Consider the following 13,397-nt stretch of genomic DNA (forward strand, 5'->3'; position numbering starts at 1 on the left):
TTCAGAGAGTAGTGGTCTTTTATCTCAATCCCCCCAGACCGTCGCAGGCCCGTTGACGTGATAGTCATAAAACCCTTGCAGCGTCCAGGTATCGCCCTGGCGTTCAAACGCGGCGCGCCATGCGCCTCGGCCGCCGCCGGGGGCCAGACGGGCCATGTCGAACCAGTAATACCGATTGATTCGCTTGGTCGTCACCCTGCCGGCGCGGATGTCATCCATGATTTCCAGCATCTTCGCCTGGGCTGTCTCGGGAAAGTTGGCGTATGACATCTGTGCTTCAGCCAGTGGGCCGATGTCTACCCTGAACTTGTCCGGCGCGGGTGTCGGCTCGGGTAAGGCTGGAGCGGTGGTGGCAGGTTGGGTGCCGGTCACTTTATGTGTGCGTGCCTGGGTTACGATTTCGATATCGAAGGGTTCATAGTGAGAGAGGGTATTCGTAAACTTTTTAATATCCTCCCCAGAGACCAACGTCATGTTTCGTTGTGTCTTGCCTCTGTTGGCGATCAGGTAGGGTATTCGATGATTCCTTATTTCTGTCAGCAATCCGGGTTTATGCCGGCGTACTTTCTCTTCCCTGAGGACGTCAATCAACTCGTTATAGTATTCGACTGAGGTCGTGTATTCCCTTCTGGCGGCGACGGCATCCGGCTCATCCCCTGGAAATAAGCTCGTTGCTTTGGCTTTCATTTGCGCATCGGCGGCTTTTATCATCTGCACGGTGTCTCTCGCTATTTTTTCTATGGCTAGCTTTTTTTTTCCTTGTCTGGGGGTGTAGGCCAGGAATACGGCACCGGTAATGTAATCGGTGATGACTGTTGTATTGACCTGAATCCGGTCGCTGCTGAAGAACTGGTTTTTGTGGGTCAGTACCGTGTCATAAATTTTTATTTTTTGAGTGACGGTAATTTGCACGCCGCGTACTTTCCTTTCTATGGAAGTGCTACTGAGGGTGACGATGCTCCAGGTTTTCATCTTGTCCAGCAGGTTGCCATACGCCGTTTCATATTGAGTCGAAAAAGTCAGGTATCCCTGACTCAGGTCGGATATCCGCGAGCGATAAGTTTCTATATCGGGCGCGTCTATCTCCGCCATACTTTCGCGAAGGATGCGTTCGGCCAGTTCATCGGGCATCGAATGGAAAATACGCTCTGCTGTAGTGGCCGCATCGGCGTAGCGATAGCGATTCTTGACCAGCACGCCCTCTATCAACGCGTTGAGTGTTGTCTGTCGTGGGGTTTCCGGGGTCCAGCCGAACAGGCTGTGTACAGGGCCGCCACCGCGCAACCATAGCGGTTCTTCAACTTTCCATTGACCGTTCTCCCAAGTCACCGTTCGTTGGTGCGTGCGGTTGTTTGGCGCGTAGATAATTCTTTCGCCGCCCTGCATCTGCGTCTTGTAGTAATCCTTGCCCAACTTCAGATACTCCTGTCCGCTGGCGTCGCTGTAGCGGTTGCGCCCCTCGGGCACCAACCCCTTGCCGTCAAAGCGCTTGAGAGCGAACGGTTCCAGGTTCGGGTCCGGCATTCGGGGCAGGGTCGATAGCGCCGGGCGTGCCTGGCTCCGACGGCGGCCGGCGCGGGCCATGATCAAGTCCTGCCCGGCCTCGGCCAGGACCTCCCCCAACCCAGCGATAAAATCATGGGTCCACTGATGGAGACTGCCGCCCTCGATGTCTATCGCCGATACCGCGGCGCCCGCGGTCATGGTCGGCAGGATCGCACGCCCCAATAGACCGCCCAGCCGACCGACCGGGAACATCGACATCGCACCCGTCAGCAGCATGACGGCGCTGCGGCGTCCCTCCTGCGCGGAGGCGCTGTCGCGCTCGGCATGGGTTACCGTCAACATTTCCACCGCCTTGATCCCATGGGCGATTTGCGTCTCGTGCAAGGCTTTGAACAAATCCCCCTCGACCACGGGCGAAGCGATGGTCTTCGCGAAATCATCCTGTGCCCGGTCCTTGGCCCACGCGAAGACAGACTGTGTGACTTTCTTGATTTTTTCCTCGCGCGTAAGATCCTCCGAAGTCGGCACCAGGCTGGCAAGTTGCTTGGCCTGTTCGAGCAGCGGCAGGTGCGAAATGAGCCAACGGATCATCTCCGATGTGGCGGTGAGTGTTTGCGCCAAGGTTATTTCCAACGCCCGCGCGCTTGGCGCATCCACTTCCCTGAACGTCTTGCCGTCGGGAGCGCCGGGTGTGTACAGCGTCAACGAGGGGCGGCTCGCCGTCCTCTTCACCCCAAACGCCAGCAACTCCTTCAGCACGCTGTCACCCCATTGCAGTTGACGGACCACCACCTCGTGCCCATTGACCTTGTCGCGCGTCGCCGCGGTCGGGCCGTCCAGCGCGGCCAGCACCAGCTTCAAGCCGGTATTGTCCCGGTCGTGCCTCAAGTCTCCCGAAATATGGGCAGCCCACACTTGGGCGCGCATCTGTTGCCCTTTCAGGACCATCCACTGCGCCTGGCCTTTCCGGGTCACACGTTGCAGCTCGGTCGGAAGCCGAGCGCCGATGTTCGCCCTTTCAATGACTTCCACAATTTGCGCGAAGCTCAGCGGCCCTTCCACGGTTGGGTGAGGGGCATTGCGTTCGTCGTGGGTCAGGTTGGACATCGCCCACTGCGTCAGGGAGCGACGGTCATCGACGATTCCCCTCACGCTGCCTTGCGAAACCCCGGAGCCAAACGGCGAGCTACCCGTCGGAGCGTGGGGATCGACCACGGTTTTTCTGATGCTCAGGGACACGTCCTCAGGGTCGACCGGCGGGTATTTCGCCTCGATGACGTCGGCGAGCAGCTGACGGGTCCGCTCCCGGAGGGCGTCCGGGGTGGCCAGCGTCACCGGATCCGGCGGCGGGGGCAGATCCGTCAGGGTGTTGTGCAGAGCCTGGGTCGCCGCCCACCACGCCAGGCGATCACTGGCGGTGACGTGCGGGTTGCCGTGCAGCCAGTCATTGAGTCTCTTCAGATTTAGCCGCAATTCGCGCTCGGCCATGGCGTTCGTCAGGTCCAGTTTGTGGCCGATGTCTGACGCCACGTCGATCCTGTTCATCCAGGCGGTGATTTCTTCCGACGCTGCGGGACCGTCCAGCACGGCATTGCGCACGGCGGTTTTCTGCCCCGCCCGTAGCTCCGTGACCAGACGCGCGAAGAAGTGCTCGGTGACAGGCTCGGTGTCGACTTCATCCCCTGCGTCGCCGTCTTGCACCAGGTCGGCCTTGAGCGCCGCCAGCGTGTCATACAGTTGCAACGGCTGGCCCGGACGGTACAGCGCGGCGCTTCCCGAATCGCTGGCGTTGTCATATCGCGACAAGGCCACGGCGCCCGACACCGGTACGCTGAGGCTCCACCGCTGGGGTGTAATCTCCAGGCTGAAGACCCCGGGCCGGACCCGTTCCGCCAACAGTGCACGAGACGCCGCGTCCGGTGCCGACAGTGCATAGTCGGTCAGAGCCTGATGCATCTGCGGGCTCAATGCCATGTCCAGCCAATGTAGATCGGCCTGGGCCTTGAGTTGCCTGGCCAGTTCATCCGCTAGCCAGTCGCCGACGTTGCGGTCCTGGCTGAAGTCGGCCGGTGTGTGCCAGAACGCATCCAACGCGTGGGTGAGCAGGCGTTCATAAAGCGCCGGCATGGTGCTGATCAGCCGCTTGATTTCAGTTTTTACGGCGCGCTCGTTCAGGGCGACGGGCGCTGCGGTGGTGCTGTCCCGGCGGGTGACAATCTCGATGTTGTCCAGGTCACGGAGCACCGCGCCTGGATCGATCCTGCCGGCGACGGCTTGCAGCAAAAGCGTCTCCAGGAAGAGGATGTCCGTCACCGTCTTACGGGTCGCCGGGCCATCGGCTGTGCGCTGTGCAGGCGGGATCGCCTCTTCTCGCAGTGTGCGCACGGACAGCTCGTGCACCGTCACATTGCCGGCCAAGGCAGGGAAGGTTCTCCTGAACCAATAATCCAGGTGTTGCCTCATTACATGGGAAGGCCGTGGGATGGTGTTGTTCAGGCGAATCATGTGTTGTTGCGAAACCTTGAGCTGGCTGACCAGCGGGGCATCCGCCACCACGGCGCTGTCGGCCGACAGTAAGTCATGAGACGTTGTTAAGGGGGTGTGTTCCACTGCTTTCTTCCTGGAGGAATGTTGGCAGCACAACCTATTCAATAAAAGTTTGGGTGGGTGGTACATAGCTACCGCATGCAGGGAGGGGCGATAGGGTAAGAGCAATCAATGAGCGGCTAGGACGTGGGGCACTCGGCAATGTCTGTCAGTTAGTCGCAGAACCTGTGGGAGCGGGCTTGCTCGCGAAAGCGGTGTGTCAGACAACCTCAATGTTGACGGTCCCGCCGTCTTCGCGAGCAAGCCCGCTCCCACAGGGATTGCGCTTAACCGCCGGCATTAGGCGCCCTTGGGTCATTGAGTGATTGTGAAAAACGCCAGAATCGCCTCGCGGGTTGCCTGCGTTTGTTCCTCCAGCACCCAATGCCCGGTATCTACCAATATCAATGAGTGCGGTTGCGTCGCAATGTGCAAGGCCTGTTCGGCCAAGGTCTTTCCTCTCGAGTGGTCCCCGCCGATGGTGAGCAGTGGAGCAGTCAATTTGTTCTTGGAAAATTCCAGGTTGTCATTTGCATCCTGCTCTACCCAGGCGGAATAGAGCTTGAAGGCCGCCTCCATGCGTCCAGGCCGGGAGTAGTCTTGCACCAGCGCCTGTCGCACCTCGTGACTGACTTTAGCGTTGCGCGCGAGCACGAAGTCATCGAAGAACATGTCCAGGTAGGTTTTCTCTTGTCCTTGAATCAGGGCCAGGGCCGCTTTGCCAAAGAAACGAAAGTGCCATTTGCTGGTTATGCCGGCTGCTGCATCTCCGTTATAGGCAACTTCCCATCCGGGAATGCCCGGAATAAATCCATCCATCAACACCATGCGCCCGGTTTCAGCCGGATAAAGCGCCCCGTAGGCGTAGGCAATGATCAAGCCCATGTCATGGCCAATGATATCGACCTGCTTGATGTTCAAGAGGGTGACCAGTTCGTGCAGATCATGGGCCATGCTTTTTTTGTCGTAGCCACCGACTGAAATATCCGTTTCGCCAGCGCCGCGATAATCAGGAACGATGGGGGTAAAACCGGCATGCACCAACGCGCCCATCAATGGCTCCCAGCTACGCCAACTGCCTGGAAACCCATGCACCAGCAGGACCGGTTGTTTGCCATCACCGCCCATGAGGTAGTGGAGGCGAATACCGTTCACGGATACGTAGGCATGTGTAAATGTCGCGCCGTCGACAACAACGCTGTTTGGTTCCGTTGAAGGCAATGTGTCGTGCTGTTTGAGGGACATGGGGGGGCGGCCCGACCAGGCTATTGTGTTTATCAATTTTTTATCCATGTTTGGAGCCAAAGTAATTTTATGGGCTGCGAATCACAGCTCATAAGGTCGAACGGTTTGATCGAGCGTCGACGTCTGGAAGCCTGAAGCTATTCCGAGCACTTTTGCTACTGTCAGAGTTGACAGTTCCGACAACAGGCAAAAAGTGCGGCTTCGATTGAGGGCGGCAGAAAAAGGGCGGAAGGATGGATGTTGCGTCAGGCGCCTGGACTGTAGGAAAACGCGCTTTTCTGGTTACGACACTTCCTATTCGCTCCAGATACCACGCCGCTGGGCTTGCGACTCGCCAGCGCTGCAACGTCTTATTCATCATTGCAAATCGTCCGGCTCAGTGCTCCTTCCCAGCGGCAAGGGGCGCAGCCTGAAGCCCATGAATAAGGTCCCTGGAAATGCACTCATCTTTGGATGCCCCTTACACCAACGAAATTTCCCGTGAATCTCTCCGTCATTTGGATGACTTGTACTTGGAGCCACGCCAACTGGAAGGTTACGGCGAAGAAGTCGCGGCATTCGTTAATCGACAAAAAGCATTCGTCGAAGCTCATCCACCCATCGCTATTTATCGGGTGGCCACCGAGGGCAGCCAGACGCGTAACGGCGGAACGATCCAGCAGGTGTCATCGTCGTTGACGTTCACCTTGGATAATGGCTGGAAAGTACGCGCCGCGCAGACAGGCGACCAGGTGGTGTATGCCGATGGCAGCACGGCACGGATCATCACCGGCGCCGGGAAAGCCAATAGCAACATCGCGCTGGTCGGCAGTCGCTTGAGCAATGGCGACGAGATTATCAATACGCTTCAGCGACGATTCATGATCATCGTGCGTGAGGGCGTGCCGATGGCGGAGGATTTTTTGCCTGCGCTTAGGCTGGCCGAGGTTCATCGTTTGCACTCGAATGCGATGAGGGAGGACATCCAATGAACGAGGGGCTGCTGCGCAGCCCAGCGGGAGCAAGCTCCCTCGCCACAAGGTTCGTGCTTGGCACACGAATACCTGGTCACACCACCAAACCCTGTGGGGGCGAGCTTGCTCGCGATGACGACAGCACCGCCAGCATCACCGGTACTGACCCACCGCTATCGCGAGCAGGCTCGCTCCCACAGTGGGTCAAGGGTGTTGGCAATAGCTGGTCGCACCACCAAACCCTGTGGGAGCGAGCTTGCTCGCGATGACGGCAGTACAGCCAGCATCACCGGTACTGACCTACCGCTATCGCGAGCAAGCTCGCTCCCACAGTGGGTCAAGGGTGTTGGCAATAGCTGGTCACACCACCAAACCCTGTGGGAGCGAGCTTGCTCGCGATGACGGCAGTACAGCCAACATCACCGGTACTGACCTACCGCTATCGCGAGCAAGCTCGCTCCCACCGGAGGGGTGTGTAACTGACGGGTATTAATCGCCAGGGTTTCGTTAATTTTCCAAAGGGCGCTTTTTATTGCACCTTCGCCAAATCCCCCTTCAACGCAACGCCAGCCATGATCGCGCCCGCGTGGCATTCGTAGGTGGTGGGGTCTTTGCGTTCGTTGCTCTTGTAGAAGCTGACGATATTGGTGACAGCGTTGGCGCCGGCGTTCTTGGCGGCCTGGTGCAGGCTGATCAGGGCTGATTGCAGCACCCATTCGCAGGCCACTTCATCGGACTTGTTGAAGGCATTGGTTTTCTTGTTGGTCACGGCGCCGGGGCTGACCACGGTGACGTTGCCCGCCGGTTTGTTGCCGGCCAGGTAGAATTTCACGCTGCCGTCGATCTTGCCGGTGCGGATGGCTTCGGCGACAACCTTGTCAAACGGCAGGAACAGCGCGGTATCACGGGCCTGGCTGAGGCTTGGCAGGGTGCTGAGCAACAGCGCGGCGGTCACGGCGATTTTCTTCAACGACATCATGAGTCTCCTTGACGAGGGGTAGCGGGGTTTTGAATCCGATTCAGTGCCAGCGGCGGAAGATCAGCGAGGTGTTGACCCCACCAAAGGCGAAATTGTTGTTCATCACGTATTCATGGCTCATCGGCCGGAATTCGTTGCGCAGGTAATCGAGCTGGCCGCACTGGGGGTCAACCTCATCGAGGTTGAAGGTGTGCACGTAGAGGTCGCGGTTCATCATTTCGATGCTGAACCAGGACTCCAACGCCCCGCAGGCACCCAGGGTGTGGCCGAGGAAACTCTTCTGCGAGCTGATGGGCATGTGCTCGCCAAACAGGCTGCTGGTGGCCAGGGTTTCGGCAATGTCGCCCTGTTCGGTGGCGGTGCCGTGGCCGTTAACGTAGCCGATGGCCGAGGGTTCGAGGCCGGCATCTTCCAGGGCCAGTTCCATGGCCCGGCGCATGGTGACCAGCTCAGGGCGGGTGGCGTGCTGGCCGTCGGCGTTGCTGCCGAAGCCGACGATTTCGGCATGAATCCGTGCGCCCCGGGCCAGGGCGTGTTCCAGTTCTTCAAGCACGAGCATGCCGGCGCCTTCGCCGATCACCAGGCCATCGCGGCCTTTGTCGTAAGGGCGTGGGCTGGTTTGCGGCGCATCGTTTTTCAAGCTGGTGGCGTAGAGCGCATCGAAGACCATCGCTTCGGTCGGGCACAGTTCTTCCGCCCCGCCGGCGAGCATCAACGGCAGGCGCCCGAACTTGATGGCCTCGTAGGCATAGCCGATGCCGTGGCTGCCGCTGGTGCAGGCACTGGAAGTGGGGATCAGGCGTCCGGTCAGCCCGAAGAAGATGCTGATGTTGGCCGCCGTGGTGTGGGGCATCATGCGTACGTAGGAGTTGGCGTTCAGGCCTTCTGCCACGCTGTTGAGCAACATGTTGCCGAACGCCTTGATCTCATCGGTGCTGCCGGTGGACGAACCGCAGGACACGCCCATGCGCCCGTCCTTGATCGATTCGTCGCCCAGCAGGCCGGCGTCGGCCAGGGCCTGTTCCGCCGACGCGACCGCCAGGCGCGAGACCCGGCCCATGCTGCGCAATTGCTTGCGGGTCCAGTGGGCCGGGACCTGGAAGTCGTCGATGGGGCCGGCCAGGCGCGTGTTCAGCTCGGTGAAACGGTCCCACTCATCCATGCGACGGATGCCGCTGCGGTTGGCGGCGAAGTTGGCGGCGATGGTCTCCCAGTCGCTGCCTATGGAGGTGATGCCGGCCATGCCAGTGACGACAACGCGCTTCATCAGCACAAGCCTCCGTTGACGGCCAGGACCTGCCGGGTGATGTAGCCGGCTTCGGCGGACATCAGGAAGTTCACTGCACCAGCCACTTCTTCCGGGGTGCCCATGCGCTGGGCGGGGATCATTTTCATCAGTTCTTCCACGGCTACGTTTTCATCGAGCATGGCGGTGTCGATCAACCCCGGCGCGACGCAATTGACGGTGATCTTGCGCTTGCCCAGCTCGATTGCCAACGCCTTGGCCGCGCCGATCAAACCGGCCTTCGAAGCACTGTAGTTGACCTGGCCGCGATTGCCGATCAGCCCGGAAACCGATGTGATGCAGACGATCCGCCCGGCGGCACGACGACGGATCATCGGCATCATCACCGGGTGCAGCACGTTGTAGAAACCGTCGAGGTTGGTGCGCATCACCACGTCCCAGTCGTCCTCGCTCAGGGCCGGGAAGGCGCCATCGCGGGTCAGGCCGGCATTGAGCACCACGCCGTAATAGGCGCCGTGGGTTTCGACATCGGCTTCGAGAATGGCCTTGCAGGCGGCGCGGTCAGATACGTCGAACTGCAGCACCCGGGCGTTGCGGCCCAGGGCCTGGATTTGTGCCTGGACTGTTTCGGCCTCGGCACGGCCGCTGCGGCAGTGCAGCACGATGTCGTGCCCGGCCTGGGCCAGGCGCAGGGCGATGGCGCGGCCGATGCCACGGCTGGAGCCGGTGACCAGTACTGATTCAGTCATGACGGGTTTCCTGTTGCGGACGATTCATGAAGGTAGTGGGCGGCCTGGGGTGGACGGAATACATTGAGCCGGGCCGTGGCATGGATGCCGGGGGCGTGGATGTGGCATTCGAACACGCCCATGCCGTTGTCGTCTTCCAGGGAGCGCACGCCATGGATGCTCAGCTCGGTGCCGGCGGGAAAACAGTCGACGTTGCATTCGAACTTGCGGGTGCCGAGCAGAAAGCCCAGCTCCACGGCATCGCCGCGTCGGCGGGCGTGGCAACCAGCGAACGCCGCGACACTTTGGGCCATCAGCTCGATGCCGACCCAGGCCGGCAGCGCGCCGTCGTCGCGGTTGAACAAACCACCGGGCTTGACGGTGGTGTGGGTATGGATCTGTTCGTCATCGAACGACAGGATCCGGTCGATGAGGATCATGTCGCCGGCATGGGGCAGCAGTTCGGCGAGCGGCCAGTCAATCATGGGGCGTCTCCGATAATCAGGCTGACGTTATTGCCACCGAAAGCAAATGAATTGCTCATCAGGCGGCGCGGGGTGGCCGGGTTCAGGCTGGTGTTGGCGCTGACCCAGTCCAGTGCTGGCAGGGCAGGATCGGCCTGGCCGTCCCAGACGTGCGGCGGCAGGGCCTGGGCAGGGTTTTCCGCGCTCAGGGCCAGCCAGCAGAACGCCGCCTCCAGCGCCCCGGCCGCGCCGAGGGTATGACCGGTCATGGGCTTGGTGGAGGAGCAGGGCACACCCGCCGGGAACAGCCCGGCCACGGCCTGGCTTTCCATGGCGTCGTTGTGTTGCGTGGCGGTGCCGTGCAGGTTCAGGTAGTCGATCTGGCGGGCGTCGAGGCCGGCGCAGCGCAGGGCTTTTTCCATGGCCTGGCGCGCGCCGCGACCGCTGGGTTCGGGCGCCGAGATATGGTGGGCATCGGAACTGGCGCCGTCGCCGAGCAAGGCAATCGGTGTTCCCTCGCCTGGCGTCTTGCTCATGAGAAACAGCACCGCCGCTTCGCCAATGTTGATGCCGCTGCGGTTCACCGAGAACGGATTACAGCGTTCGTTCGACACCGCTTCCAACGCGGAAAAACCGTTGAGGGTCAGTTTGCACAGGCTGTCCACGCCGCCGCACAGCACGGCATCGCACAGGCCCAGGTCCAACAGGCGCCGGGCGCTCATCAAGGCCCGGGCGCTGGAGGTGCAAGCGGTGGAAATCACGTAGGACGGGCCACTGAGGCCGAGCCAGTCGGAAAGAAAGTTGGCCGGCGCGCTGAGTTCCTGCTGCTGATAGTCGTAGCCGTCGGGGAAGCGCTGCTCACGCAAGTAGTGGGCAATGCCCTGGCTGGCCTCATCGATGCCCGACGTGCTGGTGCCCAGGACGATGCCGATGCGGGCGTGACCGTAGGCTTGGATGGCTTGGTCGATCTCGGCGCGAATCTGCAGCCCCGCTTCCAACAGCAGTTGATTATTGCGACTGCGTTGCGCCGCCAGGGCTGGCGGGATGGGCGCGAGCTCACCCGACACCGCAGCGACCGGCAAGGCCCGTTCGGCCACCCAGCCATCCTCGCTGCGCACGCCCGAGCAGTCGCCGGCAAACAGGTTGCGTGCGACGGTGTGCTTGTCGCGGCCCAGGGCGCAGATCACCCCGAGGGCATTCAGGTAGGCGGTCATGGGGCGTTCTCGGTCAACGGTGTGATGCGGTAGCGGGGGCCTTGGGGCAGGCTCATTTCAAAATCCAGCGGCTGCGTGTAGCGCACCTGCCAACGATTATCGAGGGTCCGTTGCGATGCCTGTTTCCGGGCCGCCGGATAGTTGCCGGACAGCTCGCCTTCGGGGGTCAGGGCGAACAACAGCGCGGCGAACAACTCCCGGGCTTCGGCATTGGGCGGCAGCAGACCGTCGGCCTGCCACTGGCCGTCGACCAGGCGCTGGCGGGCCACGGGAATGCCCAGCGGGTCCATCATCGACCAACGGATGCCGGCGTCTTCGCGCTGGATCACCAGCAACCAGTCCTGGCGTTGGCCGGCCAGTGTCCGCTCGACGTGCAATTGCATCGGCAACGCCAGGGTCGGGGTGCGGGCGGGCAGCGGCGCCTGGCTGGCGCAGGCACTGAGCAGCAACACACAGGCGATCAGCAGGCCACGGATCATCCGACAGCCCCTTCGTGAGGCTTGCGCGCCACCACGTTGACCAGGGTTTCCTCACGCTCGCCAAAGGGCTTGGGCCGACGCAGGCCGAAGCGCTCCAGCAGGCCGAAATCCTTGGCACGGCTCCACCACAGGTACGGGTAGGACACGTTGCGGTCTTCGAACTGGAACCCTTGAGCGCGGATCATCTGCAGGTACTGCGCGGCACTTTTCTGCACGTGCATGGGATGGCGGAACAGCCAGCGGATCACCCAGGTATCGATGTAGGCTTCGGTGGATTCGGCGAACAGCAAATAGCCGCCGGGCTTGAGCACGCGGTAGAACTCGGCGAGGGCTTTTTCCTGCTCCACCAGGTGATGGAACGTCTGGTGGCAGAACAGCAGGTCGACGCTGGCATCCGGCACCGCCAAGGTCGCGCAGTCGCTGCCGATCAGTTCCACGGCCATGCCTTGGCGCGTGGCTTCCTCCCGGCTCAGGTCGAGGCTGTGGGGGTCGGCATCCACGCCGATCAGGCGGTGTGGCGCGAACACCTGGCGCAGGTACTGGAACGACTTGCCCTGGCCGCAGCCGGCATCCAGCAGCACCGGGTTGGCCGGCAGAGGGCTGCTGAACAGGCTGCGCAAGTCGTTGATCGCCACCCGCAACACGTGATGCTGCCAGGTGTGGCTGCGCAGGAACCAGAAGCCGAAGCGGGTTTCTTCGACGTAGTTGTCGCTCAGGTAGCTCATGACTGCTGACTCGGCGCCGGGCTCGCGCAGATCTCCGAGAGCATGCGCAGGCGCCGCTTGGGTTCACTGACGAACGGGTTGCGCTGGTCCCAGGCGTAGCCAGCCAGTATCGAGCTGATCATGCGTCGGATGTCGTCCGAGCCTTCGGTGTAGAAAATCACGTCCTGGAAGGTGCCGGCGTACCAGCCCTCGACATAGCAGCGGAAGGTGTCGACGCCGCGCTTGAGCGGTTCGGCAAACTCGCTTTGCCAATCCACGCTTTCACCTTGCAACTGGCGGTGGAGCACGTCGGCGGCCATGCTCGCCGAGCGCATGGCAATGGTCACGCCGGAGGAAAACACCGGGTCGAGAAATTCCGCGGCGTTGCCCAGCAGGGCAAAGCCAGGGCCGTGCAGGGTCTTGACGTTGGCCGAGTAGCCGCCGATGGTCCGCGCCGGGGTGTCCCACACCGCGTTCTGCAGCACGCCGGCCAGGCTCGGGGTTTCGTCGATGAAACCGCGCAGGCAGGCGTCGAGGTCGTCGGTGCGGCCGGCGAAATGTTCCGCCGCCGCGACCACGCCCACCGAGCAACGTCCGCCGCTGAACGGAATGGTCCAGAACCACACGTCGCGTTTGCTCGGGTGGGTGGTGATCAGGATCTTTTCCCGGTCGAATGTCGGAGCGTCGATGCGATCCTCGATGTGCGTGAACACGGCCTGGCGCACCGGGAAGTTCGACGGCGCCTCCAGGTCCAGCAAGCGCGGCAGGACGCGACCGTAGCCGCTGGCATCAAGCACGAAGTCAGCTTGGACGCAGTACTCGCTGCCGTCTTCGCGCTGCACGCCCAGTCGTGGTTTGGCGAGGGTGAAGTCGGCACTGGCAATCGCCTGGCCGTAGCGGATCTCCACGCCTTGCAGGGCGGCCTGGTCGGCCAGCAACTTGTCGAAGTCGGCGCGCTGCACCTGGAAGGTCGTGGGCTTGCCGTTGCTGAAGGTATCGCCGAAATCGAAGGCGCTGTAGCGTTCGCCCCAGGCAAACGCGGCGCCGTTCTTGCGCTGGAACCCGGCGGCATTCACTGCGTCGAGCATGCCGGCTTCTTCAACGAAATCCAGGCAATGGGACAACAGGCTCTCACCGATGGAGAACCGTGGGAAATGCTGGCGCTCGATGACCAGCACATCGTGGCCCTTGCGCTTGAGCAGCGCAGCGGCGATGGCGCCGGAGGGGCCGGCACCGATGATGACGACCTGGCGATATTCCGTTTCAGTGACAGGCATTGGGGTTCCTTGAATA

At 61.6% G+C, this 13,397-nt stretch carries 11 protein-coding genes; 1 reads left to right on the forward strand and 10 read right to left on the reverse strand.

Translation table 11 applies throughout. The features are described from left to right. Nucleotides 1-24 precede the first annotated feature (24 nt). Both PSH84_RS06905 and PSH84_RS06910 read right to left on the reverse strand, forming a co-directional pair. The gene (locus tag PSH84_RS06905) at nt 25-4,116 is read right to left on the reverse strand and encodes a dermonecrotic toxin domain-containing protein (RefSeq protein WP_305482442.1); all 4,092 of its coding nucleotides are present in this window, start codon (nt 4,114-4,116) and stop codon (nt 25-27) included. 291 nt (nt 4,117-4,407) lie between these two features. After that, nucleotides 4,408-5,385 (reverse strand): alpha/beta fold hydrolase, encoded by a 978-nt coding sequence (locus PSH84_RS06910; RefSeq protein ID WP_305482443.1) that lies wholly within the window; start codon nt 5,383-5,385, stop codon nt 4,408-4,410. A 389-nt stretch (nt 5,386-5,774) separates the two neighbouring features. Between PSH84_RS06910 and PSH84_RS06915 the strand changes: the two genes are divergently transcribed. Then, a complete protein-coding gene (locus PSH84_RS06915) occupies nt 5,775-6,308 on the forward strand; it encodes a hypothetical protein (RefSeq protein WP_305482444.1) in 534 nt (177 codons plus the stop codon). Nucleotides 6,309-6,819: 511 nt separating this feature from the next. Here the strand turns inward: PSH84_RS06915 and PSH84_RS06920 are convergent. The 8 genes from PSH84_RS06920 to PSH84_RS06955 are packed head-to-tail and all read right to left on the reverse strand — an operon-like array spanning nt 6,820 to nt 13,381. Then, nucleotides 6,820-7,266, reverse strand: a complete 447-nt coding sequence (locus tag PSH84_RS06920; protein ID WP_003197008.1) for a hypothetical protein — start codon at nt 7,264-7,266, stop codon at nt 6,820-6,822. A gap of 43 nt (nt 7,267-7,309) precedes the next feature. Further along, nucleotides 7,310-8,536 (reverse strand): beta-ketoacyl-ACP synthase, encoded by a 1,227-nt coding sequence (locus PSH84_RS06925; protein ID WP_122565329.1) that lies wholly within the window; start codon nt 8,534-8,536, stop codon nt 7,310-7,312. Further along, nucleotides 8,536-9,264: a 3-oxoacyl-ACP reductase FabG gene (fabG, locus tag PSH84_RS06930; RefSeq protein WP_305482445.1), complete on the reverse strand. Its 729-nt coding sequence runs from the start codon at nt 9,262-9,264 to the stop codon at nt 8,536-8,538. The genes PSH84_RS06925 and fabG overlap by 1 nt, the downstream gene beginning before the upstream one ends. Then, nucleotides 9,261-9,728, reverse strand: a complete 468-nt coding sequence (locus tag PSH84_RS06935) for a hotdog family protein (RefSeq protein WP_305482446.1) — start codon at nt 9,726-9,728, stop codon at nt 9,261-9,263. The genes fabG and PSH84_RS06935 overlap by 4 nt, the downstream gene beginning before the upstream one ends. After that, nucleotides 9,725-10,921, reverse strand: coding sequence for a beta-ketoacyl-[acyl-carrier-protein] synthase family protein (locus PSH84_RS06940; protein ID WP_305482448.1), 1,197 nt, complete (start codon nt 10,919-10,921; stop codon nt 9,725-9,727). Before PSH84_RS06940 ends, PSH84_RS06935 begins: the two co-directional genes overlap by 4 nt. Beyond that, nucleotides 10,918-11,400, reverse strand: a complete 483-nt coding sequence (locus PSH84_RS06945) for a DUF3261 domain-containing protein (protein WP_122565333.1) — start codon at nt 11,398-11,400, stop codon at nt 10,918-10,920. Before PSH84_RS06945 ends, PSH84_RS06940 begins: the two co-directional genes overlap by 4 nt. Further along, complete coding sequence (locus PSH84_RS06950) at nt 11,397-12,125, reverse strand: class I SAM-dependent methyltransferase (protein ID WP_305469385.1); 729 nt, start codon at nt 12,123-12,125, stop codon at nt 11,397-11,399. The genes PSH84_RS06945 and PSH84_RS06950 overlap by 4 nt, the downstream gene beginning before the upstream one ends. Beyond that, nucleotides 12,122-13,381 (reverse strand): NAD(P)/FAD-dependent oxidoreductase, encoded by a 1,260-nt coding sequence (locus PSH84_RS06955; RefSeq protein WP_305482450.1) that lies wholly within the window; start codon nt 13,379-13,381, stop codon nt 12,122-12,124. Before PSH84_RS06955 ends, PSH84_RS06950 begins: the two co-directional genes overlap by 4 nt. Nucleotides 13,382-13,397: the final 16 nt, after the last annotated feature.

This window comes from Pseudomonas beijingensis (assembly GCF_030687295.1).
GTDB classification, from domain to species: Bacteria; Pseudomonadota; Gammaproteobacteria; order Pseudomonadales; family Pseudomonadaceae; genus Aquipseudomonas; species Aquipseudomonas beijingensis.

Excerpts from the sequence above, each read along its gene's own strand:
- PSH84_RS06910 (WP_305482443.1), bottom strand. The coding sequence starts at position 5,385 with ATGGATAAAAAATTGATAAACACAATAGCCTGGTCGGGCCGCCCCCCC.
- PSH84_RS06915 (WP_305482444.1), top strand. The coding sequence starts at position 5,775 with ATGCACTCATCTTTGGATGCCCCTTACACCAACGAAATTTCCCGTGAA.
- PSH84_RS06920 (WP_003197008.1), bottom strand. The coding sequence starts at position 7,266 with ATGTCGTTGAAGAAAATCGCCGTGACCGCCGCGCTGTTGCTCAGCACC.
- PSH84_RS06925 (WP_122565329.1), bottom strand. The coding sequence starts at position 8,536 with ATGAAGCGCGTTGTCGTCACTGGCATGGCCGGCATCACCTCCATAGGC.
- fabG (WP_305482445.1), bottom strand. The coding sequence starts at position 9,264 with ATGACTGAATCAGTACTGGTCACCGGCTCCAGCCGTGGCATCGGCCGC.
- PSH84_RS06935 (WP_305482446.1), bottom strand. The coding sequence starts at position 9,728 with ATGATTGACTGGCCGCTCGCCGAACTGCTGCCCCATGCCGGCGACATG.
- PSH84_RS06940 (WP_305482448.1), bottom strand. The coding sequence starts at position 10,921 with ATGACCGCCTACCTGAATGCCCTCGGGGTGATCTGCGCCCTGGGCCGC.
- PSH84_RS06945 (WP_122565333.1), bottom strand. The coding sequence starts at position 11,400 with ATGATCCGTGGCCTGCTGATCGCCTGTGTGTTGCTGCTCAGTGCCTGC.
- PSH84_RS06950 (WP_305469385.1), bottom strand. The coding sequence starts at position 12,125 with ATGAGCTACCTGAGCGACAACTACGTCGAAGAAACCCGCTTCGGCTTC.
- PSH84_RS06955 (WP_305482450.1), bottom strand. The coding sequence starts at position 13,381 with ATGCCTGTCACTGAAACGGAATATCGCCAGGTCGTCATCATCGGTGCC.